The organism is Oryzisolibacter propanilivorax (genome assembly GCF_900103645.1).
GTDB lineage: Bacteria > Pseudomonadota > Gammaproteobacteria > Burkholderiales > Burkholderiaceae_C > Melaminivora > Melaminivora propanilivorax.
On the sequence record NZ_FNHP01000005.1, the window covers coordinates 295144 to 320134 of the forward strand.

At 67.2% G+C, this 24991-nt stretch carries 25 protein-coding genes; 14 read left to right on the top strand and 11 right to left on the bottom strand.

All coding sequences use genetic code 11. The annotated features are described in order from the left end of the window. From BLQ61_RS10590 to BLQ61_RS10610, 5 genes are all read right to left on the bottom strand, one after another. On the bottom strand, window positions 1-789 hold the full coding sequence (locus BLQ61_RS10590; protein ID WP_091569739.1) for an ABC transporter ATP-binding protein: 789 nt from the start codon (window positions 787-789) through the stop codon (window positions 1-3). Further along, on the bottom strand, window positions 786-2126 hold the full coding sequence (locus BLQ61_RS10595) for a branched-chain amino acid ABC transporter permease (RefSeq protein WP_091569742.1): 1341 nt from the start codon (window positions 2124-2126) through the stop codon (window positions 786-788). Before BLQ61_RS10595 ends, BLQ61_RS10590 begins: the two co-directional genes overlap by 4 nt. A gap of 4 nt (window positions 2127-2130) precedes the next feature. After that, entirely contained in the window at window positions 2131-3084 is a 954-nt protein-coding gene (locus BLQ61_RS10600; RefSeq protein ID WP_091569744.1) for a branched-chain amino acid ABC transporter permease, read from the bottom strand. 100 nt (window positions 3085-3184) lie between these two features. Next, window positions 3185-4426 carry a branched-chain amino acid ABC transporter substrate-binding protein gene (locus tag BLQ61_RS10605; RefSeq protein WP_091569747.1) on the bottom strand — a complete coding sequence of 414 codons (1242 nt, stop codon included), beginning with the start codon at window positions 4424-4426 and terminating at the stop codon, window positions 3185-3187. A 132-nt stretch (window positions 4427-4558) separates the two neighbouring features. Beyond that, window positions 4559-6196, bottom strand: a complete 1638-nt coding sequence (locus tag BLQ61_RS10610) for a 3-(methylthio)propionyl-CoA ligase (RefSeq protein ID WP_091569750.1) — start codon at window positions 6194-6196, stop codon at window positions 4559-4561. A 164-nt stretch (window positions 6197-6360) separates the two neighbouring features. Between BLQ61_RS10610 and BLQ61_RS10615 the strand changes: the two genes are divergently transcribed. The 5 genes from BLQ61_RS10615 to BLQ61_RS10635 all read left to right on the top strand — a co-directional run bounded on the left by BLQ61_RS10615 (window position 6361) and on the right by BLQ61_RS10635 (window position 9966). Further along, a complete protein-coding gene (locus BLQ61_RS10615; RefSeq protein ID WP_091569902.1) occupies window positions 6361-7845 on the top strand; it encodes a protein adenylyltransferase SelO in 1485 nt (494 codons plus the stop codon). Continuing rightward, window positions 7842-8255 (top strand): peptide-methionine (R)-S-oxide reductase MsrB, encoded by a 414-nt coding sequence (msrB, locus tag BLQ61_RS10620; protein ID WP_091569753.1) that lies wholly within the window; start codon window positions 7842-7844, stop codon window positions 8253-8255. Before BLQ61_RS10615 ends, msrB begins: the two co-directional genes overlap by 4 nt. A 16-nt stretch (window positions 8256-8271) precedes the next feature. Next, the gene (locus tag BLQ61_RS10625) at window positions 8272-8841 is read left to right on the top strand and encodes a septation protein A (protein WP_091569755.1); all 570 of its coding nucleotides are present in this window, start codon (window positions 8272-8274) and stop codon (window positions 8839-8841) included. Then, complete coding sequence (locus tag BLQ61_RS10630; RefSeq protein WP_091569758.1) at window positions 8838-9116, top strand: BolA family protein; 279 nt, start codon at window positions 8838-8840, stop codon at window positions 9114-9116. The genes BLQ61_RS10625 and BLQ61_RS10630 overlap by 4 nt, the downstream gene beginning before the upstream one ends. A gap of 64 nt (window positions 9117-9180) precedes the next feature. After that, window positions 9181-9966: a peptidylprolyl isomerase gene (locus BLQ61_RS10635; protein WP_091569761.1), complete on the top strand. Its 786-nt coding sequence runs from the start codon at window positions 9181-9183 to the stop codon at window positions 9964-9966. A gap of 84 nt (window positions 9967-10050) precedes the next feature. Here BLQ61_RS10635 and BLQ61_RS10640 read toward each other — a convergent pair whose 3' ends face one another. The 6 genes from BLQ61_RS10640 to BLQ61_RS10665 all read right to left on the bottom strand — a co-directional run bounded on the left by BLQ61_RS10640 (window position 10051) and on the right by BLQ61_RS10665 (window position 16993). Further along, complete coding sequence (locus BLQ61_RS10640; protein WP_281218502.1) at window positions 10051-10815, bottom strand: heparan-alpha-glucosaminide N-acetyltransferase; 765 nt, start codon at window positions 10813-10815, stop codon at window positions 10051-10053. Next, on the bottom strand, window positions 10808-11440 hold the full coding sequence (locus tag BLQ61_RS10645; protein WP_091569763.1) for a LysE family translocator: 633 nt from the start codon (window positions 11438-11440) through the stop codon (window positions 10808-10810). The genes BLQ61_RS10640 and BLQ61_RS10645 overlap by 8 nt, the downstream gene beginning before the upstream one ends. A 25-nt stretch (window positions 11441-11465) precedes the next feature. Continuing rightward, a complete protein-coding gene (gene acnB, locus BLQ61_RS10650) occupies window positions 11466-14069 on the bottom strand; it encodes a bifunctional aconitate hydratase 2/2-methylisocitrate dehydratase (protein WP_091569766.1) in 2604 nt (867 codons plus the stop codon). Between the two features lie 152 nt (window positions 14070-14221). Further along, entirely contained in the window at window positions 14222-14842 is a 621-nt protein-coding gene (locus BLQ61_RS10655; RefSeq protein ID WP_091569768.1) for a hypothetical protein, read from the bottom strand. A 50-nt stretch (window positions 14843-14892) separates the two neighbouring features. Then, a complete protein-coding gene (locus BLQ61_RS10660) occupies window positions 14893-15909 on the bottom strand; it encodes an HpcH/HpaI aldolase/citrate lyase family protein (RefSeq protein WP_091569770.1) in 1017 nt (338 codons plus the stop codon). Window positions 15910-16006: 97 nt separating this feature from the next. Then, a complete protein-coding gene (locus BLQ61_RS10665; protein WP_091569772.1) occupies window positions 16007-16993 on the bottom strand; it encodes a malate dehydrogenase in 987 nt (328 codons plus the stop codon). A gap of 208 nt (window positions 16994-17201) precedes the next feature. On the opposite strand from BLQ61_RS10665, the gene BLQ61_RS10670 reads away from it, so the two are divergent. The 9 genes from BLQ61_RS10670 to BLQ61_RS10710 all read left to right on the top strand — a co-directional run bounded on the left by BLQ61_RS10670 (window position 17202) and on the right by BLQ61_RS10710 (window position 24929). Next, window positions 17202-17984 (top strand): GntR family transcriptional regulator, encoded by a 783-nt coding sequence (locus tag BLQ61_RS10670; RefSeq protein WP_091569774.1) that lies wholly within the window; start codon window positions 17202-17204, stop codon window positions 17982-17984. A gap of 150 nt (window positions 17985-18134) precedes the next feature. Further along, window positions 18135-18566: a succinate dehydrogenase, cytochrome b556 subunit gene (gene sdhC, locus BLQ61_RS10675; protein WP_091569777.1), complete on the top strand. Its 432-nt coding sequence runs from the start codon at window positions 18135-18137 to the stop codon at window positions 18564-18566. Window positions 18567-18592: 26 nt separating this feature from the next. Then, window positions 18593-18958 carry a succinate dehydrogenase, hydrophobic membrane anchor protein gene (sdhD, locus tag BLQ61_RS10680; protein ID WP_091569779.1) on the top strand — a complete coding sequence of 122 codons (366 nt, stop codon included), beginning with the start codon at window positions 18593-18595 and terminating at the stop codon, window positions 18956-18958. A 49-nt stretch (window positions 18959-19007) separates the two neighbouring features. Further along, window positions 19008-20813 (top strand): succinate dehydrogenase flavoprotein subunit, encoded by a 1806-nt coding sequence (sdhA, locus tag BLQ61_RS10685; protein WP_091569782.1) that lies wholly within the window; start codon window positions 19008-19010, stop codon window positions 20811-20813. 34 nt (window positions 20814-20847) lie between these two features. Beyond that, entirely contained in the window at window positions 20848-21552 is a 705-nt protein-coding gene (locus tag BLQ61_RS10690) for a succinate dehydrogenase iron-sulfur subunit (RefSeq protein ID WP_091569784.1), read from the top strand. A gap of 5 nt (window positions 21553-21557) precedes the next feature. Further along, on the top strand, window positions 21558-21836 hold the full coding sequence (locus BLQ61_RS10695; RefSeq protein WP_091569787.1) for an FAD assembly factor SdhE: 279 nt from the start codon (window positions 21558-21560) through the stop codon (window positions 21834-21836). A gap of 62 nt (window positions 21837-21898) precedes the next feature. Then, window positions 21899-23203: a citrate synthase gene (locus BLQ61_RS10700; protein WP_091569788.1), complete on the top strand. Its 1305-nt coding sequence runs from the start codon at window positions 21899-21901 to the stop codon at window positions 23201-23203. A gap of 306 nt (window positions 23204-23509) precedes the next feature. Continuing rightward, window positions 23510-23776, top strand: a complete 267-nt coding sequence (locus BLQ61_RS10705; RefSeq protein ID WP_091569791.1) for a metal/formaldehyde-sensitive transcriptional repressor — start codon at window positions 23510-23512, stop codon at window positions 23774-23776. A gap of 37 nt (window positions 23777-23813) precedes the next feature. Continuing rightward, complete coding sequence (locus BLQ61_RS10710; RefSeq protein WP_091569793.1) at window positions 23814-24929, top strand: S-(hydroxymethyl)glutathione dehydrogenase/class III alcohol dehydrogenase; 1116 nt, start codon at window positions 23814-23816, stop codon at window positions 24927-24929. Window positions 24930-24991 lie beyond the last annotated feature (62 nt).

Below are 24991 nucleotides of genomic sequence, written 5' to 3' on the forward strand. Positions count from 1 at the left end.
TCAGCCCTCCCCCGCCTGCTGCGCGGCGATGACCGAGCCCAGGTAAGCCTCCTGCACGCGCGGGTTGGCGCGCACCGCCTCGGGCGTGTCGAAGGCGATGACCTCGCCATACACCACCACGGCGATGCGGTCGGCCAGGCCAAAGACTACGCCCATGTCGTGCTCCACGGTCAGCAGCGTGCGGCCCTCGGTCACCTCGCGGATCAGGCGGATGAAGCGCGCGGTTTCGGTGGTGCTCATGCCGGCCGTGGGCTCGTCCAGCAGGATGACGCTGGCGCCGCCGGCGATGGTGATGCCGATCTCCAGCGCGCGCTGCTCGGCATAGGTCAGGTTCATGGCCAGCTCGTCGCGCTTGGGCGCCAGGTGGATCATCGCCATCAGTTGCGCGGCGCGCTCGTTGGCGTCGCGCAGGCTGGCCAGGCGACGCCAGAAGGCGTAGCCATACCCCAGGCTCCACAGCACGCTGGCGCGCAGGTTCTCGAACACCGACAGGCGCGGGAAGATGTTCGTGATCTGGAAGCTGCGCGACAGGCCCAGGCGGTTGATCTCGAACGGCGCGCGGCCGTCGATGCGCGTGCCGTGCAGCAGCACCTGGCCGCTGGTGGGCGCGAAACGTCCGCTGATCAGGTTGAACAGCGTGGACTTGCCCGCGCCGTTGGGCCCGATGATGGCCACGCGCTCGCCGGCGTGCACCGCCAGGTCGGCGCCGCGGATGATCTCGGTCTTGCCAAAGCTCTTGCGCAGGGCGCGCAGCTCCAGGGCGGCAGGCGTGGCGGGGGGCTGCGTCATGGCGTCGCCCCCTGGCGCTGCAGCTGGCGCTCGATCTCGTCCTGCACCGCGTCCCAGCGGCGCACGAAGTGGCGCCGGCTGCACTCGAACAGCACCGCACCGATGGCGAACACCGCGCCAGCGCCCAGCCACGCCGCCGTGCCGCGCGCGTCCAGCGTCAGGCCGAGGAAGGACAGCTCACCGCCCAGCGCGGCGTTGAGCTGCAGGTGATAGACCATCTCCACCAGGGCCGCCGCACCCAGCAGCGCTGGCAGGCCGCTGGCCAGCAGCGCCGCATACGGCCAGGCCAGCGCGCGCCATTGCCCGAAACGCACCACGCGCAGGTTCATCAGGATCAGGCTGGCGATCCCGCCGGGCGCGAACATGACCATCAACAGAAAGATCAGGCCCAGGTACAGCAACCAGGCCATGGACAGCTCGGACAGCAGCACCGATGCCAGCACCAGCAGGACCGCGCCGATGATCGGCCCGAAGAAAAACCCGGCCCCGCCCAGGAAGGTGAACAGCAGGTAACCGCCCGAGCGCACAGTGCTGACGCTGTCGGCGCCGGTGACGATCTCGAAGTTGATCGCCGCCAGCGCCCCGCCCACCCCGGCGAAGAAGCCGGCGATGGTGAAGGCGAACCAGCGCACGCGCTGGGTGTTGTAGCCGATGAACTCCACCCGCTCGGGGTTGTCGCGCACGGCATTCAGGATGCGCCCCAGGGGCGTACCGGTGAAGGCAAACATCAGCGCCGTGCAGGCGAAACAGTAGGCGGCGATCAGGTAGTACACCTGGATCGCCGGGCCGAAGGTGATGCCCAGGAAGCCGCTGCCATAGACCCGGTCGGTGGTGATGCCGCCCTCGCCGCCGAAGAACTCGGGGAACATCAGCGCCATGGCGGCGACCAGCTCGCCGATGCCCAGGGTGATCATGGCGAACGTGGTGCCGGCCTTGCGCGTGGTCACGAAGCCCAGCAGCAGCGCAAAGAATGCCCCGGCCAGCCCTCCCACTACCGGCATCAGCACCAGCGGAATCGGCAGCACGCCGCGTCCAGCCAGGTTGATGGCATGGATGGTGATGAACGAGCCGAGCCCGGTATAGACCGCGTGGCCGAAGCTCAGCATGCCACCCTGCCCCAGTAGGATGTTGTAGGACAGGCAGATGACGATGACATAGCCCATCTGCGAGAGCATGGTCAGCGCCAGGCTGCTGGTGAAGATGTGCGGCGCGGCCAGCAGCGCCAGCGCGAACAGCGTCCACACGGCGATGCGGCCGACGTTCAGGGGGTGGAAGCGGTAGACAGCAGGCGGGGGCGCGGCCGACGAAGTGGACGGAGACGAGAGTGTGGCGGTCATGGGGTCAATCCTCCCGCGTGCCGAGCAGCCCGCGCGGGCGCAGGATCAGCATCAGCACCAGCAGCAAATACGGCAGGATGGGTGCTACCTGCGAGACAGTGAGCTTCAATACCGGCCAGCCGAAGGTCTGCTCGCCCGTGGCCAGGCCAAAGTGTCCCAGCGCCCCGGCCACCGACCAGTCCAGCGCCACGGCAAAGGTCTGCACGATGCCGATGAGCAGCGATGCGAGGAACGCCCCGGCCAGCGAGCCCATGCCGCCGACCACGACCACCACGAAGATGATCGAGCCGACCGACGCGGCCATGGCCGGCTCGGTGATGTAGGTATTGCCGCCGATCACACCCGCCAGCCCGGCCAGCGCGCAGCCGCCGCCGAACACCAGCATGAACACGCGCGGCACGTTGTGTCCCAGCGCCTCGACCATCTGCGGGTGCTTGAGCGCCGCCTGGATGACCAGCCCGATGCGCGTGCGCGTCAGCACCAGCCACACGCTCAGCAGCATCAGCAGCGCCACCAGCATGATGAACGAGCGCGACTTCGGGAACTGCGTGCCGTACAGCGTGAACAGCGGCCCCTGCAATGCCGGCGGAAGGCCGTAGGGCACCGTCGAGCGCCCCCACACCAGCTGCACCACTTCCAGGATCAGGTAGGACAGGCCGAAGGTGATCAGCAGCTCGGGCACGTGCCCGAAACGGTGCACGCGCCGCAGGCACCAGCGCTCGAACGCCGCGCCCAGGGCGCCCACCAGCAGCGGCGCCAGCACCAGCGCCGGCCAGAAGCCCAGCACGCCCGACAGCGTATAGGCGAAGTAGGCGCCCAGCATGTAGAAACTGGTGTGCGCGAAATTGAGCACACCCATCATGCTGAAGATCAGGGTCAGCCCCGAGCTGAGCATGAACAGCAGCAGCCCGTAGCTGACGCCGTTGAGCAGCGAGATGACGAAGAATTCCAGGTTCATCCGGCAACGCGCGGACAGCCGCGCCTTGTGCAATGGTCAAAAAAAGGGCCCGAGCGTACTCGGGCCCATGCAATGCCCCCTCCAGGCCCCTCAAGAATCGTCAGCTTGGCCGTTTCATCTGGCACGACGTGGGCGTGCTGGCCACATAGGGTTCGTAGTACTTCACCGGCACGAACGTGTAGCCGGTGTTCTCCTGGTCGTACGGGTGCTGGCCGCCGGCCTTTTCCCAACGGGTGATGAACAGGCCCTGCTGCAGCTGGTGGTCGGTTTTGCGCATCTCGACCTCGCCGTTGAAGCTCTTGAACTTCATGCCCTCCATGACCTTGGCGACCTTGGCCGGGTCGGTCGAGCCGGCCTTGGCGAAGGCCGCGTCCAGCAGCGCAAAGCCGTGGTACACGGCCGAGGTGTACATGTCGTCGTTGAACTTCTGCTTGTAGCTGGCCACCAGCTTTTGCATCTCGCCCGGCAGGTTCATGTGGCCGTACGAGACCATGTACACCCGCTTATCGGCGCCCGCACCCATGGCCGTGGGGCTGCCCGTGACGCCGCCGTAGTAGGTGTAGAAGTTGACGTTGTTCAGGCCGGCGTCGTTGGCCGCCTTGATCAAGAGCGCCAGGTCCGAGCCCCAGTTGCCGGTGATCACCGTGTCCGCGCCCGACTGCTTGATCTTGGCGATGTAGGGCGAGAAATCGCGCACCTGGGCCAGCGGCGCGAAGTCGTCGCCGACGATTTCCACATCAGGACGCTTGTGCTTGAGCATCTCCTTGGCGTACTTGGAGACCTGCTGGCCGTGCGAGTAGTTCTGGTTGATCAGGTAGACCTTCTTGACCTCGGGATGGTCCTTCATGAAGGTGGTGATGGCCTCCATCTTCATGGAGGTGTCGGCATCCAGGCGGAAGTGCCAGTAGCTGCACTTGCTGTTGGTGAGATCGGGGTCCACGGCGGCGTAGTTCAGGAACACCACCTCCTTGCCGGGGTTGCGCGCGTTGTGCTTTTCCAGCGCGTCCATGATGGCCAGCGCCGGGCCCGAGCCGTTGCCCTGCGCCACGTAGCGCGCACCCTGGTCGATCGCCGAGCGCAGCGCGCTGGTGGTCTCCTGCGGGCTGAGCTTGTTGTCGATGCCGATGATCTCGAACTTCACGCCCGAGGCGTTCTTCTTGCTGAACTCCTCGGCCAGGAATTGCCAGGTCTTCAGCTGGTTGGTGCCCACCGCCGCCATCAGGCCCGACAGTGGGTCCAGCCAGGCGATCTTCACGGTCTCGCCCTTCTGCGCCAGCGCGCTGGTGGCGCCGCAAGTGAGCAAAACGGCGCCGGCCAATGCCCTGATGGTGCGTGGTTGCATGTCGGGGGTCTCCTTGGATGCAAATGGTTCCTGGAACGTGACCCGTGCAGCGTACAAGCCGCGCTGCGCGGGCCATTCAGGGATTGCCCCTAACGCCTATCGCCCAGGCGACTGGGGCACTGCGCCGCCCTATCACAGGCCCGGCAGGCGGTAGCCCGCCAGCTGCTCGCGCAGCCGCGTCTTGAGCATCTTGCCGGTGGCGCCCAGCGGGATGGCGTCGACGAACACCACGTCGTCCGGGATCTGCCACTTGGCCGTCTTGCCCTCGTAGAAGGCGAGCAGCTCCTCGCGCGTCAGCTCGGCGCCGGGCTTCCTGACCACCGCCACGACGGGCCGCTCGTCCCACTTCGGATGCGGCATGCCCACGCAGGCCGCCATGGCCACGGCCGGGTGCGCCATCGCGATGTTCTCGATGTCGATGGAGCTGATCCATTCGCCGCCGGACTTGATCACGTCCTTGCTGCGGTCGGTGATCTGCATGAAGCCGTCGGCATCGATGGTCGCCACGTCGCCCGTGGGGAACCAGCCGCGGCCCTGCGCGTCGTGCACCAGCGGGTTCTCGCCCTTGTAGTAGCTGTCCACGATCCATGGGCCGCGCACCAGCAGATCGCCGAAGGTCTTGCCGTCCCAGGGCATCTCGCGCCCCTGGCCATCGACGATCTTCATGTCCACGCCGTAAATGGCCCGGCCCTGCTTCTGGCGGATCTTCATCTGCTCCTCGGGCGGCAGGTCCAGCTGCTGGTTCTTCAGCGTGCACAGCGTGCCCAGCGGACTCATTTCGGTCATGCCCCAGGCGTGCAACACCTCCACGCCAAAGTCGTCCTGGAAGGAGGCGATCATGGCCGGAGGGCAGGCCGAGCCGCCGATCACCGTGCGCTTGAGCGTCGAGAATTTCAGGCCCGCCGGCTTGAGGTAGCCCAGCAGCATCTGCCAGACCGTGGGCACGCCGGCAGCGTAGGTGACGTGCTCGGCCTCCATCAGCTCGTACAGTGACTTGCCGTCCAGCGCCGGGCCGGGGAAGACGAGCTTGCAGCCCGTGAGCGCCGCCGAGTACGGGATGCCCCAGGCGTTGACGTGGAACATCGGCACCACCGGCAGCACCGAGTCGCGCGCCGACAGGCACATCACGTCGGGCAGCGCCGCCGCGTAGGCGTGCAGCACGGTGGAGCGGTGGCTGTAGAGCGCCGCCTTCGGGTGGCCCGTGGTGCCACTGGTGTAGCACATGCTGGACGCCGTGTTCTCGTCGAACTGCGGCCAGGCGTACTGGTCGGAGGCGCCACCGATCCACTCCTCGTAGCTGGCCAGGCCCGGAATGCCCGAGTCCTGCGGCAGCCGGTCGGCATCGCACAGCGCCACCCACTTCCGCACCGTCGGGCATTTGCCCTGCACCGCCTGCACCAGCGGCAGGAAAGTGAGGTCGAAGCACAGCACCTGGTCCTCGGCGTGGTTCACGATCCAGGCGATCTGTTCCGGGTGCAGGCGTGGGTTCAGCGTGTGCAGCACCCGGCCCGAGCCCGACACGCCGAAATACGCCTCCATGTGCCGGTAGCCGTTCCAGGCCAGCGTGGCGACGCGATCGCTGAATGCCAATCCCAGCCCGTCCAGCGCGTTGGCCAGCTGGCGCGAGCGCCGTGCCAGATCGCGGTAGGTATAGCGGTGGATGTCGCCCTCGACCCGGCGCGAGACGATCTGTCCGTCTCCATGGTGGCGCTCGGCGAATTCGATCAGCGACGAGATCAGCAGCGGTTGGCTTTGCATCTGGCCCAGCATGGGAGGCATCTCCTTGGAGAAGGGTTGGTCGGGACGATCGCGGCATGGTAGCGGCGCAAGGGCCGGCTGCTGTCGCCCATTCGTCAGGGCAAATCCCAGGGCACCGATGCGGCTCAAGGCCCCGTCCGACCTGGGGGATGGCGGCGGCGCCGACAATGCCGCGCATGCACAGCCCGACCCTGGACCACCCCGCAACCGCGCCCTGGCGCCCCGACTGGCAGCCCGGCTTCGCCGCGCTGGGGCCGGCCTTCGTGCGCGAGGTGCTGCCCACCCCCCTGCCCGCGCCGCACTGGGTCGGCACCAGTCCGGAGGTGGGCGTGCTGCTGGGCCTGCCGCCGGACTGGCAGCAATCGGATGCGCTGCTGCAAGCGTTCACCGGCAACGCGCTGCTGCCGGGCAGCCGGCCGCTGGCCAGCGTCTACAGCGGACACCAGTTCGGCGTGTGGGCCGGGCAGCTGGGCGACGGGCGCGCACTGCTGCTAGGCGAGGTGAATGGCCAGGAAATCCAGCTCAAGGGCAGCGGCCGCACGCCGTACTCGCGCATGGGCGATGGCCGCGCGGTGCTGCGCTCGTCGATCCGTGAGTTCCTGTGCAGCGAGGCCATGCACGCGCTGGGCGTGCCGACCACGCGCGCGCTGTGCGTGACCGGCTCGCCGGCGCTGGTGCCGCGCGAGGAGATCGAGAGCGCCGCCGTGGTCACGCGTGTGGCGCCGAGCTTCATCCGCTTCGGGCATTTCGAGCACTTCGCCGCGCGCCGGCAGTACGACGACCTGCGCCGGCTGGCCGATTTCGCCATCGACTGCTGGTACCCGCAGTGCCGCGTTGCTGGAGACACGACCGGGCGCGCCACCTACGCCGCCTTCCTGCAGGCGGTCAGCCAGCGCACGGCACGGCTGGTGGCGCACTGGCAGGCAGTGGGTTTCTGCCACGGCGTGCTGAACACAGACAACATGAGCATCCTGGGCCTGACGCTGGACTACGGGCCATTCCAGTTCCTGGACGGGTTCGATCCCGGCCACATCTGCAACCACAGCGACAACCAGGGCCGCTACGCCTTCGACCGCCAGCCGGCCGTGTGCTGGTGGAACCTGCACTGCCTGGCGCAGGCGCTGATGCCGCTGATCGACGACGCCCAGGCGGCCGAGGGCGCGTTGGCCGGCTACGAGGCCGATTTCACCGCCGCCTATCTGGAGCTGATGCGCGCCAAGCTGGGCTTGGCGCAACCGCGTGAGGGCGACGCGGCGCTGGTGCAGCGTGTGCTGTCCGTGCTGGCCGACGAGGAGGTGGACTGGACCATCTTCTGGCGCCGCCTGTCGCACGCCACGGCCACGCAGGACTTTGAGCCCGTGCGCGACCTCTTCGTGCAGCGCAGCGGCATAGACGCCTGGTTGCTATCTTTTCAAGAGCTTCATGCCCATATGGATAAAGGGCTGGCGGCCGATTTGATGCTGAAAAGCAACCCAAAATTCGTGCTGCGCAACTACCTGGCCGAGCAGGCCATCGCCGAGGCGAAACTTGGGCGCCTGGGCGAACTCCAAACCCTGCAGACGCTGCTGGCGCGGCCCTTCGACGAGCATCCCGGCTTCGAGGGCCACGCCGGCTTTCCGCCCGACTGGGCTTCCCGCATCTCCATCAGCTGTTCCTCATGACCTACCCCATCCAGAAGTCCGACGAACAATGGCAGGCGCACCTGCAGGAGCGCGGCGCCGAGCCGCGCGCCTTCGAGGTCACGCGCCGCGCCGCCACCGAGCGTCCCTACACCGGCAAGTACGAGCGCCACTGGGCCGACGGCAGCTACCACTGCATCTGCTGCGGCGCCAAGCTGTTCGACTCGGGTACCAAGTTCGACGCCGGCTGCGGCTGGCCGAGCTTCTCACAGGCCGTGCCCGGCGCGATTCGCGAAATCCGCGACACCAGCCATGGCATGGTGCGCACCGAGACGGTGTGTGCACAATGCGGCGCCCACCTGGGCCACGTCTTCCCGGACGGGCCGACCGAGACCGGGCTGCGCTACTGCATGAACTCCGCCTCGCTCGACTTCGAGCCGCCCGCCACCTGATGCCTTTCGCTCCCTCATGAAGCTGCTGATCGACTTCTTCCCCATCATCCTGTTCTTCGCGGCGTTCAAGCTGTGGGGCATCTACGCGGCCACCGGCGTCGCCATGGCGGCCACGGTGGCGCAGATCGCCTGGCTGCGCCTGCGCCACGGCAAGGTCGAGCCCATGCAGTGGCTCAGCCTGGGCGTGATCGTGCTGTTCGGCGGCGCCACGCTGCTGGCGCACAGCGAGACCTTCATCAAGTGGAAACCCACCGTGCTGTACTGGCTGATGGGCAGCGCGCTGATGTTCGGCCAGCTGGTGCTGCGGCGCAACTTCATCAAGAGCCTGATGGGTGCGCAGCTGCAGCTGCCCGACGCCGCCTGGCGCCAGCTGAACTGGGCCTGGACCGGCTTCTTCGCCGCCATGGGCGTGCTGAACCTGTGGGTGGCCTACACCTTCGATACCGACACCTGGGTGAACTTCAAGCTGTTTGGCGGGATCGGACTGATGCTGGCATTTGTCGTCGCCCAGGCGCTGTTCCTGTCGCGGCACATGAAGGACCCCGACCCTGCTTCCCCCACCCTGCCCAAGGACGCCCAGCCATGACCACCGACGCTCCCATCGCCATCACCGCGGAAGCCATGCAGGCGCACCTGCAGGAGCGACTGCAGCCGACTTTCCTGGAAGTTCTGGACGAGAGCTGGCAGCACGAGGGCCACGCCGGCGCCAACGGCACGGGGTTCGGCACGCACTTTCGGGTGCGCGTGGCTTCGCCGCTGTTCGCCGGCAAGCGCCGCGTGGCGCAGCACCGCCTTGTGTATGATGCGCTGCGCATTTTCATCGACCATGGCGCGCACGCCATCGCCATCGAAACCCTCTGATACCGCCCCGCGCGAGGGCGCCGTTTCTTTCTCTTTCCCCTCTTTCCAACCCCCTGGATTTTTCATGAAGCAAAAGCTCCTGTCCGGCCTGGTGGCCGCAGCCATGCTGGGCGCGTTGGCGCTGCCCGCCGTCGCGCAGAACATCGCCGTGGTCAACGGCAAGCCCGTTCCCAAGGAACGCGCCGACGCGCTGAAGCAGCAGCTGGAGCGCTCGGGCCGCCCGGTGACGCCGGAGGTCGAGCAGCAGATCAAGGAAGAGGTCATCGCCCGCGAAGTCTTCATGCAGGAAGCGCAAAAGCGCGGCCTGGAAGCCTCGGCCGACTACAAGGCACAGATGGAACTGGCTCGCCAGGCCATCCTGATCCGCGAGCTGTTCGCCGACTACCAGAAGAAGCACCCGGTCACCGACGAGGAAATCAAGGCCGAGTACGACAAGTTCGCCGCGGCCAACGCCGGCAAGGAATACAAGGCCAGCCACATCCTGGTCGAGAAGGAAGACGAGGCCAAGGCCATCATTGCCCAGCTGAAGAAGGGCGGCAAATTCGACGAGATCGCCAAGAAGCAGTCCAAGGACCCTGGATCCGGCGCCCGCGGCGGCGACCTGGGCTGGGCCAATCCGAGCAGCTATGTGCCCGAGTTCACCGAGGCCCTGATCAAGCTGGACAAGGGCAAGGTCACGCAGACCCCGGTGAAGAGCCAGTTCGGCTGGCACGTCATTCGCCTGGACGACACGCGTGAGGCCGAGCTGCCCAAGCTGGAGGACGTCAAGCCGCAGGTGGCGCAGCAGCTGCAGCAGCAAAAGCTGATGAAGTTCCAGGAAGAACTGCGCGCCAAGGCCAAGGTCGAGTAAACGCTCTCTTGCACGGTGCGGCGGCTGCCGCACCCCTCGCACGCAACGCGGCTTCGGCCGCGTTGTGCGTTGACAGCCAGCCGCTCAGCGCACCAGCCAGGTCACAAGGACCAATGCGCCGATCAGCACCGGCTGGTGCAGCAGGTAGTAACTGAGCGAGTGCCGCCCCAGCCAGGCCAGCGGCACGGCGAAGCCAGCAACCGGGCCGGCCAGCGGCCGCGACGGACGCTGCAGCAGCCAGCGTCCCAGCGCCAGACCCCACCACACCACGCCCAGCCAGGGAAACAGCGGCACATAGTCCTCGGTGAACGGTTTGCGCGTGACCAGGCCCAGCCAGTTCAGCGCTCGCCCATTGAAGGCCGGCGCCAGCTCCGCCAGCGGCCCGCCCAGTGTCCAGCCGGCCAGCCACGGCAGCGCCAGCGCCAGCGCGCCGGCCAGCCACAGCCGCCAAGCGCGCCAGTCCGCAGTGGCACGCGCCACCAGCAGCATCACGGCCACGCCATGCAGCACGCCGAAGTGAATGAAGCTGCGCGGGAACATCAGGTAGGAGCCCGCGCTGACCAGCAACGCGCCGCCGGCAATCTGCGCCCAGCGCCGCGCAAACCGCGTCAGGGGCACGCCCTGCCGCCAGGCCAGCGCCTGCCCCAGGCCGACGCACAACAGGAACAGGCTGACGATGGCCGTGCGCTGCCAGGTCCAGAAAGGGTCGTGCAGGAAGTCCTGGCGCCACCAGCCGAAGTGCGCCAGGTCGAAGCCCAGGTGGAAGGCGGTCATCCAGACCATCGCCACACCGCGCAGCACATCCAGCCGGGCGTGGCGCGTGCCACCCGGCGGCAGCCCTTCAGCCACCCAGCAACTCGTAGGCGGCGTGCCCGAAGCCGCCGATGCCAATCGCGAGCAACAGCACGGCGGAGGTGAGCAGCAGCTGGCGCTCGCGCGCCGGGCTGACCGCGCGGCGCATGGCAAACGCCAGCAGGCCCAGCGTGGCGAAGTCCAGCACGATCCACAGCCCGGTGAGCAGGCCGATGCTCCGGTCGGGCGACGGCAGCACGGCGATGAACTGCGGCAGGAACGAGGCGAAGAACACGATGTCCTTCGGGTTGGAGATCGCCAGCGTGAAGCCGCCCACGAAGCCCGCACGCGCGGTCGTCTGCACGGCCGACGCCGTCCCCGGCGCGGCGCGCGCCTCGCGCACCATGGCCAGGGCGATCCAGGCGATGTACAAGCAGCCCGCCAGGCGCACCAGCGAGAAGACCCGCTCATCGACAACGAGCAGGCCCTTGATCAGCAGCGCCGAGACGAAGATCAGGATCAGCGATGCGGCGTTGCTGCCGCAGATCGTGACGAACGCATGCCGCATGCCGCCGGCCAGGCCGGCGCGCAGCACCAGCAGCGTCACCGGCCCGGGCGTCACCAGCAGCGACACCACGGACGCGGCGTACAGCGCCACGAGGCTCAGGTCGAGGCCGGCCATCGCAGCGCCGTATGGACCGCTCGCGTCAAACGGCCACGGCGTCCGCCGCGCCGCGTGCCACGTCCGCGTACTCCTCGATCTGGTCGAAGTTCATGTAGCGGTAGACGCTGGCCTTGTCCTGGTCGATCACGCCCATTTCGGCCAGGTACTCGTCCTTGGTCGGCAGCTTGCCCAGGCGCGAGGCGATGGCCGCCAGTTCGGCCGAGCCCAGGAACACGTTGGTGTTCTTGCCCAGGCGGTTGGGGAAGTTGCGCGTGCTGGTGGAGATCACCGTCGCGCCTTCGCGCACCTGCGCCTGGTTGCCCATACACAGCGAGCAGCCGGGCATCTCGGTGCGCGCACCGGCGGTGCCGAAGGCGGCATAGTGCCCTTCCTTGATCAGCTCGGCCTCGTCCATCTTGGTCGGCGGCGCGACCCACAGCTTGACCGGGATGTCGCGCTGGCCACCCAGCAGCTTGGCCGCGGCGCGGAAGTGGCCGATGTTGGTCATGCACGATCCGATGAAGGCCTCGTCGATCTTGGTGCCGGCGACCTCGGACAGGAACTTGGCGTCGTCCGGGTCGTTCGGGCAGCAGACGATGGGCTCGGTGATCTCGCCCATGTCGATCTCGATCACCGCGGCGTACTCGGCGTCCTTGTCGGCCTCGAGCAGCTGCGAGTCGGCCAGCCAGGCCTGCACTTTCTCGATGCGGCGCGCCAGCGTCTTCGCGTCCTGGTAGCCCTGCGCGATCATGTTCTGCATGAGCACGACGTTGGACTTCAGGTACTCGACCACCGGCTCTTGGTTCAGCTTGATGGTGCAGCCCGCGGCGCTGCGCTCGGCCGAGGCGTCGGACAGCTCGAATGCCTGCTCCACCTTCAGATCCGGCAGGCCCTCGATCTCCAGGATGCGGCCCGAGAACACGTTCTTCTTGCCGGCCTTGGCCACGGTGAGCAGCCCGGCCTTGATGGCGAACAGCGGGATGGCGTGCACCAGGTCGCGCAGCGTCACGCCCGGCTGCATCTCGCCTTTGAAGCGCACCAGCACCGACTCGGGCATGTCCAGCGGCATGACGCCGGTGGCAGCACCGAAGGCCACCAGGCCGGAGCCCGCCGGGAAGCTGATGCCGATCGGAAAGCGCGTGTGAGAGTCGCCGCCAGTGCCCACGGTGTCGGGCAGCAGCAGGCGGTTCAGCCAGCTGTGGATCACGCCGTCGCCCGGGCGCAGCGCCACGCCGCCGCGGTTGCTGATGAACTGGGGCAGCTCGCGGTGTGTCTTCACGTCCACGGGCTTGGGGTAGGCCGCGGTGTGGCAGAACGACTGCATGACCATGTCGGCCGAGAAGCCCAGGCAGGCCAAGTCCTTCAATTCGTCACGCGTCATCGGGCCGGTGGTGTCCTGGCTGCCGACGGTGGTCATCTTCGGCTCGCAGTAGGTGCCGGGGCGGATGCCCTGGCCTTCGGGCAGGCCGCAGGCACGGCCGACCATCTTCTGCGCCAGGGTGAAGCCGGCGCTGGACTGCGCCGGCGCCTGGGGCAGACGGAAGGCGGTCGAGGCGGCCTGACCCAGGAATTCGCGGGCGCGCGCGGTGAGCGAGCGGCCGATGATCAGGTTGATGCGGCCGCCGGCGCGCACCTCGTCGAGCAGCACGTCGCTTTTCAGCTGGAAGTCAGCGATCTTCTCGCCGTTCTTCTCGATGCGGCCCTCGTAGGGGTAGATGTCGATGGCGTCGCCCATCTCCATGCGCGAGACGTCCACCTCGATCGGCAGCGCACCCGAGTCTTCCTGCGTGTTGAAGAAGATCGGCGCGATCTTGCCGCCCAGCGTGACGCCGCCGAAGCGCTTGTTCGGCACGTAGGGGATGTCCTGGCCAGTGGCCCAGATGACGCTGTTGGTCGCCGACTTGCGCGACGAGCCGGTGCCGACCACGTCACCCACGTAGGCCACCAGGTGGCCTTTGGCCTTCAGGTCCTCGATGAACTGCATCGGGCCGCGCTTACCGTCCTCCTCGGGCACGAAGGCCGCGTCCGGACGCGTGTTCTTCAGCATCGCCAGGTAGTGCAGCGGGATGTCCGGGCGGCTCCAGGCGTCGGGCGCCGGCGACAGGTCGTCGGTGTTGGTCTCGCCCGGCACCTTGAAGACCGTGACGGTGATCTTCTTCTCGACCTCGGGACGGCTGGTGAACCATTCCGCATCGGCCCAGCTGTGCATGACCTCCAGCGCGCGCGCATTGCCAGCCTTGGCCTTGGCGGCGACATCGTTGAAGAAGTCGAACATCAGCAGCGTCTTCTTCAGCGCCTCGGCGGCCTGCGCCGACACCTCGGCGTCGTCCAGCAGTTCGATCAGCGGGTGCACGTTGTAGCCGCCGACCATGGTGCCGAGCAGCTCAGTGGCCTTGGCACGCGAGATCAGGCCCACCACCAGGTCGCCGTGCGCCACGGCGGCCAGGAACGAGGCCTTGACCTTGGCTGCGTCGTCCACGCCCGGCGGCACACGATGCGTCAGCAAATCGAGCAGGAACTCGGCCTCGCCCTCGGGCGGGTTCTTGATCAGCTCGATCAGCTCGGCCGTCTGCTTGGCGTCCAGCGGCAGCGGCGGGATGCCCAGGGCGGCGCGCTCGGCAACGTGGTCACGGTAGGCTTTCAACATGGGGGGTTCTCCAGGGAAGATGAAGGAAATCTTGCAGGGCTTGTCGAGTGGCCGGGCATGCCGCAGCCAGCGCGCGCCGCGATGGCGACGCGCTGGCCGGGTGTCCTGCCCGCACAGCGGGCCAGGCGAATCAGCGTGAAATCAGCAGGGGCTCAGGGGTTGGCCGGGCCGTCCAGCAGGCTGCGCGGTGGGGCTTTCTTGAAACCCTCGGCCACGGCGAACTGCTGCGGGCTCATGCACTCGTCGGCCATGCGCTGGCCGAGCTTCTGGTTCATGAGCATGGATTTGTTGGCGATCTGCAGCCACACCGCGCCGGCGCTTGCATCCTCCAGGCGCACCGCACCGGTCGAGGTGGCCACGGGCGCCATGTGGTACTTGAAGCCCTTGCCCTGCACGTGGAAGCGGCCGGGCGACTGGGCGTCGGGCTGGATGTCCACCGATGCGCCCAGCTCGCATGCGATGTGGCCGGTATGCACTAGCTGGGCGATCTGCAGTTCTTCCGGAGTCAGCGCCGCCTCGGCGGCTGCCAGGCCGGCCGCCACCTGCGCCGCGCCGCTGCGCAGCTGGGTGCGGCTGCTGGGCGGCGAGGCCTTGGCAACGGTGGTCTTGTCCTTTTTCGTTGCCTTGGGCTTGGCCACGGTCTTTGCCGGCGCCGCCTTGGGCGCGGCCTTGGCGGAGGCCTTCGCCGCCGGCTTGACCAGTGTTGCAGCCGGGTTGGACCAGGCCAGCGCGGGAGCCAGCAGCATCAGGGCGGAAGCGACGAGGGTCTTCATGGAAAGTCCTGCAACAAGGTAGGCGTGGTGAAACGAAGGCACCGGGTGGATCAGGCGCTGGGCGCCATTGTCGCCGCGTCGGAAAACCAGACCTGCGCCGCGGGTGGCAGGGCCTGGCCAGTCTGGTGCGCGCGCTCCAGCACCTGCCAGTAGTAACGGTAGCTGGCGCGGTCGTGCAGCACACCGCCGTCGCTGATGGGCGCCCACTGCGCCGCCTGCGCCGCAGCCAGGATGCGCGCGGCCTGGCTCACTTCCTGCGCAGCAGGGGCAAAGGCGGCCAGGATGGGGCGGATCTGCGCCGGGTGGATGCTCCACATGCGCGTGTAGCCGAACTGCCGTGCCGCCCGCGTGGCCGCGGCCTGCAGCGCGTCGGCGTCGTTGAACTCGGTCACCACGCAGTGCGAAGGCACCTTGCCGTGGGCATGGCAGGCGGCGGCTATCTCCAGCTTGGCGCGCACCACCAGCGGGTGCTCGAACTGGCCGTCAGAGCCCATGGCGGATGCCGGGATGGCGCCGCCGTGCGCCGAGACGAAGTCCATCAGACCGAAGCTCAGGCTTTGCACGCGCGGGTGCGCGGCGATCTCGAAGGCCCGGTGCACGGCGGCCGAGGACTCGATCAGCACATGCAGCGGCAGCTGGCGCGCGCCGGCGGCATCCAGCGCCCGCTCGGCGCGCAGCACGTCGTCCACCGACTCGACCTTGGGCACCATGAGGTGGCACAGCCGCTGGCCGGCTTGGCCGGCGATGGTGTCCACGTCGGCCACGAAAGCCGGGTGGTCCACCGTGTGCACCCGCGCCGCGACGCGCGCGCCGGGTGCAGCCTGCAGCGCCAGGCGCGCCACCAGCTCGGCATGCGCCCGCTCGGCACCCACCGGGGCGCCGTCCTCGCAGTCCAGCGTCACGTCGAAGACGCAGTGGCCGAACTCCTGCGCCATCTCCTGCTGCAGCTGCAGGCTCTTGCGCATGCGCTGCTCCACCCCGCTGTAGTGGTCGCATACCGGCAGCACCGGCACTGCGGCCTGGGCGTCCAGCAGGACTTGGCGGGGATGGGCGCTGACAGGGGTCATGGCAGGATTGTGAATGAAAAGTGGCGTTAGCCCTTTGAATACAAGGGCCTGCAGCTATCGAAAAAGAAGCATCGACCGCTGCGGCCCCGGGGCCGGCTTACAGCAGGTGCTTGACGCCGTCCTGCTCACCCTGCAGTTCGGCCAGGGTGGCGTCGATGCGTTCCTGCGAGAAGGCGTCGATGTCCAGGCCCTCGACGATCTTGTACTTGCCGTTCTCGGTCGTCACCGGGAAGCCAAAGACGATGTCCTTGGGAATACCGTACTCGCCGTTGGAGGGCACGCCCATGGTCACCCACTCGCCCTTGGAGCCCAGTGCCCAGTCGCGCATGTGGTCGATGGCGGCGTTGGCGGCCGAGGCGGCAGAGGACAGGCCGCGCGCGGCGATGATGGCCGCGCCGCGCTTGCCCACGGTGGGCAGGAACACATCCTTGTTCCAGGCCTGGTCGTTGATCTTGTCCTTGACACTCTCGCCATTGACAGTGGCGAAGCGGTAGTCGGCATACATCGTGGGCGAGTGGTTGCCCCACACCGTCAGGTGCTTGATGTCGCCCACCTTGAAGCCGCCCTTGGCCGCCAGCTGCGAGGCTGCGCGGTTGTGGTCCAGGCGCAGCATGGCGGTGAAGTTCTCGCGCGGCAGGTCGGGAGCGCTCTTCATGGCGATGTGGGCATTGGTGTTGGCCGGGTTGCCCACCACCAGCACCTTCACGTCGCGCGAGGCCACGGCGTTCAGCGCCTTGCCCTGGGCGGTGAAAATCTGCGCGTTGGCGGCCAGCAGGTCGGCGCGCTCCATGCCGGGGCCGCGCGGACGCGCGCCCACCAGCAGGGCGTAGTCGGTGTCCTTGAAGGCGGTCATGGGGTCGCTGTGCGCCTCGATGCCGGCCAGCAGCGGGAAGGCGCAGTCCTCGAGTTCCATGATCACGCCCTTGAGCGCGTTCTGTGCCTTCTCGTCCGGGATCTCCAGCAGCTGCAGGATGACCGGCTGGTCCTTGCCCAGCATTTCGCCGGATGCGATGCGAAACAGCAGGGCATAACCGATCTGGCCGGCGGCACCGGTGACTGCAACGCGGACGGGCTTCTTGTTCATGCGAAAACTCCAGATGACACAACGAGGAAGTAAAAGAGGGGTGCAAGGCAGCACCAGCGCGTCGTCATCGGCAGCCTTCATGCCCTGCAAGCAGCGCCGGATTTTACGGGCGAAATTCGCCCCCGGTCAATTTGTCTTATGTCTTATATAAGATTATGATGCAGCATTCACACAGCCCCGCGCCGACCGCACAGCGCGAGTCGCCCCGATGTCCGCCATGCCTCCCCCCCTCCCCTCCACTGCCGACGGCCCTGGCCTGTCGCAGGCACCCGCCTTCAGCCCGCTGTACCAGCAGATCAAGGGCCTGATCCTGCACAGCCTGCAGCACGGCGAATGGAAGCCGGGCGAGGCCATTCCCAGCGAGATAGAGTTGGCCGGGCGCTTTCGCGTCAGCCAAGGCACGGTGCGCAAGGCCATCGACGAGCTGGCGGGAGAGAACCTGCTGCTGCGCCGCCAGGGCAAGGGCACCTTCGTGGCCACGCATGCCGAGCGCCAGGTGCAATACCGCTTCCTGAAACTCGTGCCCGACAGCGGAGATGTGCGTGGCGAGGCGCGGGCGCAGCGCACCATTCTCGAATGCCGAAGGCTGCGCGCCAGCGCCGACGTGGCGCGCGCGCTGGCGCTGCGCACCGGCGACCCGGTGCTGCAGGCGCGCCGCGTGCTGTCGTTTTCCGGCGTGCCGACCATCCTGGAGGACATCTGGCTGCCCGGCCATACCTTCAAGGGCCTGAGCGCCGAGCAGATGGCCGGCTACCAGGGACCGACCTACGCCATGTTCGAGATGGATTTCGGCGTGCGCATGGTGCGCGCCGATGAAAAGCTGCGCGCCGTGCTGCCCGACGAGCAGCAGGCACACTGGCTGGCCATCACCACGTCCACGCCGGTGCTCAGTGTCGAGCGACTGGCCTATACCTACAACGACGTGCCGATGGAACTGCGCCGCGGCCTGTACCGCACCGATACCCATCACTATCACAACCAACTGAGCTGAGCCTGCCGACAGCACCCTGTCCCAGCGCGACAACGCGTAGCGCCACGTAAGCAATTGTCGCAATGGCACCGATGCTGCATTGCAATAGAATTTTGGGCTGTCCGCCTGCGCGCGATTACCAAGCAGTTACATCCACCGAGGACCCACGCCATGAACGAGACCGCCAAGAAACGGCCTGAATTTCGCAACATCAACGTCTTCAGCGACGTGAGCACCTACCGCCTGCCGCTGGCGGCGCTGGTGTCCATCCTGCACCGCGTGAGCGGCCTGCTGATGCTGTTGTTGCTGCCCTTGATCATCTGGCTGTTCGACAAGTCGGTGACCTCGGAGATCTCGTTCGGCACCTTCCGCTCGGCGTTCGACGCCGGCGTGGGCTTCATTCCCGCCTGGCTGCTCAAGCTGGTCGTGCTGGCGCTGATCTGGTCCTACCTGCACCACCTGTTCGCCGGCGTGCGCCACCTGTGGATGGACGTGACGCACAACACCACCAAGGAATTCGGCCGCCAGTCGGCCCTGGTCACCCTGGTGGCCGCCGTCGTCCTGACGCTGGTGCTCGGCGCCAAGCTGTTCGGTCTGTACTGATACCCCCGCGAAACAAGGAGAACCCCATGGCCACTACCTATGGCTACAAGCGCACCGCCGTCGGTGCCCACTATGGCTGGCGCGATTTCCTGGTGCAGCGCATCACCGCCGTGCTGATGGCCGTCTTCACCCTGCTGCTGCTGACCAAGGTGCTGCTGGTGTCCGGGCCCATCGGATACGACACCTGGGCCGGCATCTTCGCGCCGCAGTGGATGAAGGCCCTGACCTTCGCCGTCATCGTGGCGCTGATCTGGCACGCCTGGGTGGGCGCCTGCAGCATCTGGTACGACTACGGCAAGCCCGCCGGCATGCGCCTGCTGCTGCAGGCCGTCACCGCCATCTGGCTGATCGCCTGCGGTGGCTGGGCCGTGCAGGTGCTGTGGCGCCTGTGAAACCGCCGCGTCTCTTCTCCAGATCCACCCGCACACCGCTCCCACGACCATGAGTTACACCCAAAAAGATATCGCCAAGCGCAAGTTCGACGTCGTCATCGTCGGCGCCGGCGGCTCCGGCATGCGTGCCTCGCTTGAACTGGCGCGCGCCGGCCTGTCGGTGGCCTGCCTGTCCAAGGTCTTCCCCACCCGTTCGCACACCGTCGCCGCACAGGGCGGCGTGTCGGCGTCGCTCGGCAACATGAGCGAGGACAACTGGCACTACCACTTCTACGACACCATCAAGGGCGGCGACTGGCTGAGCGACCAGGACGCCGTGGAGTTCATGTGCCGCGAGGCACCGAACGTGGTGATCGAGCTGGAGCACTTCGGCATGCCGTTCGACCGCAACCCGGACGGCACCATCTACCAGCGCCCCTTCGGCGGCCATACCGCCAACTACGGCGAAAAGCCCGTGCAGCGCGCCTGCGCCGCGGCCGACCGCACCGGCCACGCCATGCTGCACACGCTGTACCAGCAGAACGTCGAGTCCAAGACCAACTTCTTCGTCGAGTGGATGGCGCTGGACCTGATCCGCAACAGCGCCGGCGACGTGGTCGGCGTGACGGCCATCGAGCTGGAAACCGGCGACCTGTACGAGCTGCACGCCAAGGCCGTGCTGCTGGCCACCGGCGGCGCGGGCCGCATCTTCGCCGCCTCGACCAACGCCTTCATCAACACCGGCGACGGCCTGGGGATGGCGGCGCGCGCCGGCATTCCGCTGCAGGACATGGAGTTCTGGCAGTTCCACCCCACCGGCGTGGCCGGCGCGGGCGTGCTGCTGACCGAGGGCTGCCGCGGCGAGGGCGCTATCCTGCTCAACAGCAATGGCGAGCGCTTCATGGAGCGCTACGCGCCCACGCTGAAGGACCTGGCGCCGCGCGACTTCGTCTCGCGCTCCATGGACCAGGAGATCAAGGAAGGTCGCGGCTGCGGTCCGAACAAGGACTATATCCTGATGAAGCTCGACCATCTGGGCGCGGACACGATCCGCAAGCGCCTGCCGTCGGTCGAGGAGATCGGCCACAACTTCGCCAACGTGGACATCACCAAGGAGCCGATCCCCGTGGTGCCCACCATCCACTACCAGATGGGCGGCATCCCGACCAACATCCACGGCCAGGTGGTGAGCTGGGACGGCCAGCAGAACAACGTCGTGGGCGGCCTGTACGCGGTGGGCGAATGCTCGGCGGTGTCGGTGCACGGCGCCAACCGCCTGGGCACCAACTCGCTGCTGGACCTGCTGGTGTTCGGCAAGGCCGCGGGCAAGCACATCGTGCAGTTCGTGCGCGATTTCGGCGACCACCATGCCGTGCCGGCCGATGCCAGCGAGCGCACCCTGGCGCGCCTGAACCAGATCGAGGGCAACGCCGGCGGCCTGTACGCGCAGGACGTGGCCAATGAGATCCGCCAGACCATGCAGCAGCACGCCGGCGTGTTCCGCACGCAAAAGAGCATGGACGAAGGCGTGGCCAAGATCGCCGAGATCCGCCGCAAGGTCGAGGCCATCGGCCTGAGGGACGACTCCAAGGTCTGGAACACGGCGCGCATGGAGGCGCTGGAGGTGGACAACCTGATCGAGGCCGCGCAGGCCACGATGGTGTCGGCCGCCGCGCGCCACGAATGCCGCGGCGCCCACACCGTGGACGACTACGAGCACCCGGCCGACCACCCCACCGCGCCGCTGGGCCGCGACGACGCCAACTGGCTCAAGCACACGCTGTGGCACAGCCAGTCCAACAGCCTGACCTACAAGCCGGTGACCATGCAGCCCCTGACGGTGGACAGCGTCCCGCCCAAGGTCCGCACGTTCTGACCCCAGCTGCCGCTGCCCACGAAAGAAACAAGCCATGCAACGCACTTTCAAGATTTACCGCTACGACCCGGACAAGGACGCCAAGCCCTACATGCAGACCATGCAGGTGGAGCTGGACGGCCATGAACGCATGCTGCTGGATGCCCTGGTCAAACTCAAGGCGCAAGACCCGTCGCTGTCGTTCCGCCGCTCGTGCCGCGAGGGCGTGTGCGGCTCGGACGCCATGAACATCAACGGCAAGAATGGCCTGGCCTGCCTGACCAACATGAAGACGCTGACCGGCGACATCGTGCTGAAACCCCTGCCCGGCCTGCCCGTGATCCGCGACCTGATCGTGGACATGACGCAGTTCTTCAACCAGTACCACTCGATCAAGCCTTACCTGCAGAACGACGAGCCGGTCTCGCCGTCCAAGGAGCGGCTGCAGTCGCCCGAGGAGCGCGAGGAGCTCAACAGCCTGTACGAATGCATCCTGTGCGCCAGCTGCTCCACGGCCTGCCCCAGCTTCTGGTGGAACCCGGACAAGTTCGTCGGCCCGGCCGGTCTGCTGCAGGCCTACCGCTTCATCGCCGACAGCCGCGACAAGGCCACCAGCGAGCGCCTGGACAACCTGGAAGACCCGTACCGCCTGTTCCGCTGCCACACCATCATGAACTGCGTGGACGTGTGCCCCAAGGGCCTGAAGCCGGCCGCCGCCATCAGCAAGATCAGGGAGCTGATGGTGCGCCGCGCCATCTGACCACCATGGCCGAGCATGACGAAGCCTGGCTCGACGAACGCGAGGCATCCGTGCTGCGCTGGCGCTGCCGGCGCGGGCTGGTCGAGAACGACCTGTTCATCGAGCGCTTCTTCAAGAACCACGGCGCGCGCCTGAGCCGCGCCCAGGCGCGCGGCCTGGGCCAGCTCATGGACCTGTCCGACAACGACCTGCTGGACCTGCTGCTGGCCCGCACCGAGCCCGCCGGCGCGCTGGATACCCCCGAGGTGCGGCAGGTGCTGGCGCAGATGCGCGCCCGCACCTGACCTGGCACAGCGCTCCGCGCTGGCCCTCCGTACAACGCCATCCCAACCCAAGGAAACCGGAAATGAAACTCGCAGACAACAAGGCGACGCTATCGTTCAGCAACGGCGCCCCGAGCATGGAGCTGCCTGTCTACCAGGGCACCATCGGCCCGGATGTCATCGACATCCGCAAGCTGTACGGCCAGACGGGCATGTTCACCTACGATCCGGGCTTCCTGTCCACCGCCGCCTGCCAGTCGTCGATCACCTACATCGACGGCGACAAGGGCGAGTTGCTGTACCGCGGCTACCCGATCGAGCAGCTGGCGACCAAGTGCGACTACCTGGACACCTGCTACCTGCTGCTCAACGGCGAGCTGCCCAACGCTGAGGAGCGCAGCGGCTTCCACAAGCTGGTCACCAAGCACACCATGGTGAACGAGCAGATGCAGTTCTTCCTGCGCGGCTTCCGCCGCGATGCGCACCCGATGGCGGTGCTGACCGGCCTGGTGGGCGCGCTGTCGGCCTTCTATCACGACAGCACCGACATCAACAACCCGGCGCACCGCGAGATCGCCGCCATCCGCCTGATCTCCAAGATGCCGACGCTGGTCGCCATGGCCTACAAGTACGGCAAGGGCGAGCCATACATGTACCCGCGCAACGACCTGTCGTACGCCGGCAATTTCCTGCGCATGATGTTCGGCACGCCGTGCGAGGAGTACCAGGTCAATCCGGTCATTGAAAAGGCGATGGACCGCATCTTCATCCTGCACGCCGACCACGAGCAGAACGCCTCCACCTCCACCGTGCGCCTGTGCGGCAGCTCGGGCACCAACCCGTTCGCGGCCATCGCCGCCGGCGTGGCCTGCCTGTGGGGCCCGGCGCACGGCGGCGCCAACGAGGCCTGCCTGAACATGCTCGAGAACATCCAGGCCAACGGCGGTATCGCCAAGGTCGGCGAGTTCATGGAGCAGGTCAAGGACAAGAACTCGGGCGTGCGCCTGATGGGCTTCGGCCACCGCGTGTACAAGAACTACGACCCGCGCGCCAAGCTGATGCAGGAGACCACCAACGAGGTGCTGGAAGCCCTGGGCCTGCACAACGACCCGCTGTTCGCCCTGGCCAAGAAGCTCGAGCAGATCGCGCTGGAAGACGACTACTTCGTGCAGCGCAAGCTGTACCCGAACGTGGACTTCTACTCGGGCATCGTGCAGCGCGCCATCGGCATCCCGGTGAACCTGTTCACCGGCATCTTCGCCCTGGCCCGCACCGTGGGCTGGATCGCCCAGCTCAACGAGATGATCGCCGACCCCGAGTACAAGATCGGCCGCCCGCGCCAGCTGTTCGTCGGCTCGCCGCGCCGCGACGTGCCCGACATGGCCTGAAGCGCCACACGGTCATCCCGGGGCCTGCCTGGTCCCCTGGCCTCCCAAGCCCGCAGGTATGTGCCTGCGGGCTTTTTTCATGCCCGCATGCCATGCCTGGCCTGCATGGCTTGCGAGACCGGCAGCGGCAAGCGGACTGCCTTGTCGTCATCCCGCATGGGTAGATTGCTTCTGGACTGGAATACTGCCCTCTAGTAACCACAAAATCTCAAGCTCTTGCCCTTTACCTGCAAGCACCAGCTTTTTATACTCCCCTCCAGTACCTAAATTTCAGGTCTTAGCCGTACTCTCCTCCCGCATCGACCCATGCCCCATTCCGCTGAAGACAAGCAACGCGCCATCACCCGCCTGCGCCGCATTCGCGGCCAGGCCGAGGCACTGGAGCGCGCGGTGGAGGCCGGCAGCGACTGCGCCCCCATCCTGCAGCAGCTGGCCGCCATGCGCGGTGCCGTGCACGGGCTGATGGCCGACCTGCTGGACGGCCATGTACGCGAGACGCTGGTGGCGCAGCCGGGCGCATCGCCCGAGGCACTGGATCAAACCCTGTCGCTGATCCGCTCGTACCTGAAGTAGTTTTCTCCTCCTCTCACCGCCCACACAAGGAAGCCCCATGAAATCCCGCGCCGCCGTCGCCTTCGCCCCCGGACAACCCCTGCAGATCGTCGAGATCGACGTCGCGCCACCGAAGGCCGGCGAGGTGCTGGTCAAGATCACCCACACCGGCGTGTGCCACACCGACGCTTTCACGCTCTCCGGCGACGACCCGGAGGGCGTGTTCCCGGCGGTGCTCGGCCACGAGGGTGCGGGTATCGTGGTGGAGGTGGGCGAAGGCGTGACCAGCGTGAAACCTGGCGACCATGTCATCCCGCTGTACACCGCCGAGTGCGGCGAGTGTCTGTTCTGCAAGAGCGGCAAGACCAACCTGTGCGTGGCCGTGCGCGCCACGCAAGGCAAGGGCCTGATGCCCGACGGCACCACCCGCTTTTCGTACGACGGCGAGCCGATCTACCACTACATGGGCTGCTCGACGTTTTCCGAGTACACCGTGGTGGCCGAGGTGTCGCTGGCCAAGGTCGACCCCGACGCCAACCCCGAGCAGGTGTGTCTGCTGGGCTGCGGCGTAACCACCGGCCTAGGCGCCGTCAAGAACACTGCCAAGGTGCAGCCGGGCGACAGCGTGGCGGTGTTCGGCCTGGGCGGCATCGGCTTGGCCGTGGTGCAGGGCGCAAAGCTGGCGGGTGCCGGGCGCATCATCGCGGTGGACACCAACCCGGCCAAGTTCGAGCTGGCGCGCACCTTCGGCGCCACCGACTGCGTCAACCCCAAGGACTTCGACAAGCCGATCCAGCAGGTCATCGTCGAGATGACCGGCTGGGGCGTGGACCACAGCTTCGAGTGCATCGGCAACGTGCAGGTGATGCGCGCCGCGCTGGAATGCGCGCACCGCGGCTGGGGCCAGAGCGTGGTCATCGGCGTAGCCGGCAGCGGGCAGGAGATCAGCACCCGGCCGTTCCAGCTGGTCACCGGCCGCAAGTGGCTGGGCACGGCGTTCGGCGGCGTCAAGGGCCGCAGCGAGTTGCCGGGCATGGTGCACGACGCCATGGCCGGGCGCATCGACCTGGCGCCCTTCGTCACGCACACCATGCCCCTCACGGGCATCAACGATGCGTTCGACCTGATGCACCGGGGCGAGTCGATCCGCTCGGTGGTGCACTACGCCGACTGAACGGTTGGCGCCGCACTATCAAAAAAATAGCTGGAAGCCTTTGAAACACAAGGGCTGAAGGC

Excerpts from the sequence above, each read along its gene's own strand:
- BLQ61_RS10590 (WP_091569739.1), bottom strand. The coding sequence starts at position 789 with ATGACGCAGCCCCCCGCCACGCCTGCCGCCCTGGAGCTGCGCGCCCTG.
- BLQ61_RS10595 (WP_091569742.1), bottom strand. The coding sequence starts at position 2,126 with ATGACCGCCACACTCTCGTCTCCGTCCACTTCGTCGGCCGCGCCCCCG.
- BLQ61_RS10600 (WP_091569744.1), bottom strand. The coding sequence starts at position 3,084 with ATGAACCTGGAATTCTTCGTCATCTCGCTGCTCAACGGCGTCAGCTAC.
- BLQ61_RS10605 (WP_091569747.1), bottom strand. The coding sequence starts at position 4,426 with ATGCAACCACGCACCATCAGGGCATTGGCCGGCGCCGTTTTGCTCACT.
- BLQ61_RS10610 (WP_091569750.1), bottom strand. The coding sequence starts at position 6,196 with ATGCTGGGCCAGATGCAAAGCCAACCGCTGCTGATCTCGTCGCTGATC.
- BLQ61_RS10615 (WP_091569902.1), top strand. The coding sequence starts at position 6,361 with ATGCACAGCCCGACCCTGGACCACCCCGCAACCGCGCCCTGGCGCCCC.
- msrB (WP_091569753.1), top strand. The coding sequence starts at position 7,842 with ATGACCTACCCCATCCAGAAGTCCGACGAACAATGGCAGGCGCACCTG.
- BLQ61_RS10625 (WP_091569755.1), top strand. The coding sequence starts at position 8,272 with ATGAAGCTGCTGATCGACTTCTTCCCCATCATCCTGTTCTTCGCGGCG.
- BLQ61_RS10630 (WP_091569758.1), top strand. The coding sequence starts at position 8,838 with ATGACCACCGACGCTCCCATCGCCATCACCGCGGAAGCCATGCAGGCG.
- BLQ61_RS10635 (WP_091569761.1), top strand. The coding sequence starts at position 9,181 with ATGAAGCAAAAGCTCCTGTCCGGCCTGGTGGCCGCAGCCATGCTGGGC.
- BLQ61_RS10645 (WP_091569763.1), bottom strand. The coding sequence starts at position 11,440 with ATGGCCGGCCTCGACCTGAGCCTCGTGGCGCTGTACGCCGCGTCCGTG.
- acnB (WP_091569766.1), bottom strand. The coding sequence starts at position 14,069 with ATGTTGAAAGCCTACCGTGACCACGTTGCCGAGCGCGCCGCCCTGGGC.
- BLQ61_RS10655 (WP_091569768.1), bottom strand. The coding sequence starts at position 14,842 with ATGAAGACCCTCGTCGCTTCCGCCCTGATGCTGCTGGCTCCCGCGCTG.
- BLQ61_RS10660 (WP_091569770.1), bottom strand. The coding sequence starts at position 15,909 with ATGACCCCTGTCAGCGCCCATCCCCGCCAAGTCCTGCTGGACGCCCAG.
- BLQ61_RS10665 (WP_091569772.1), bottom strand. The coding sequence starts at position 16,993 with ATGAACAAGAAGCCCGTCCGCGTTGCAGTCACCGGTGCCGCCGGCCAG.
- BLQ61_RS10670 (WP_091569774.1), top strand. The coding sequence starts at position 17,202 with ATGTCCGCCATGCCTCCCCCCCTCCCCTCCACTGCCGACGGCCCTGGC.
- sdhC (WP_091569777.1), top strand. The coding sequence starts at position 18,135 with ATGAACGAGACCGCCAAGAAACGGCCTGAATTTCGCAACATCAACGTC.
- sdhD (WP_091569779.1), top strand. The coding sequence starts at position 18,593 with ATGGCCACTACCTATGGCTACAAGCGCACCGCCGTCGGTGCCCACTAT.
- sdhA (WP_091569782.1), top strand. The coding sequence starts at position 19,008 with ATGAGTTACACCCAAAAAGATATCGCCAAGCGCAAGTTCGACGTCGTC.
- BLQ61_RS10690 (WP_091569784.1), top strand. The coding sequence starts at position 20,848 with ATGCAACGCACTTTCAAGATTTACCGCTACGACCCGGACAAGGACGCC.
- BLQ61_RS10695 (WP_091569787.1), top strand. The coding sequence starts at position 21,558 with ATGGCCGAGCATGACGAAGCCTGGCTCGACGAACGCGAGGCATCCGTG.
- BLQ61_RS10700 (WP_091569788.1), top strand. The coding sequence starts at position 21,899 with ATGAAACTCGCAGACAACAAGGCGACGCTATCGTTCAGCAACGGCGCC.
- BLQ61_RS10705 (WP_091569791.1), top strand. The coding sequence starts at position 23,510 with ATGCCCCATTCCGCTGAAGACAAGCAACGCGCCATCACCCGCCTGCGC.
- BLQ61_RS10710 (WP_091569793.1), top strand. The coding sequence starts at position 23,814 with ATGAAATCCCGCGCCGCCGTCGCCTTCGCCCCCGGACAACCCCTGCAG.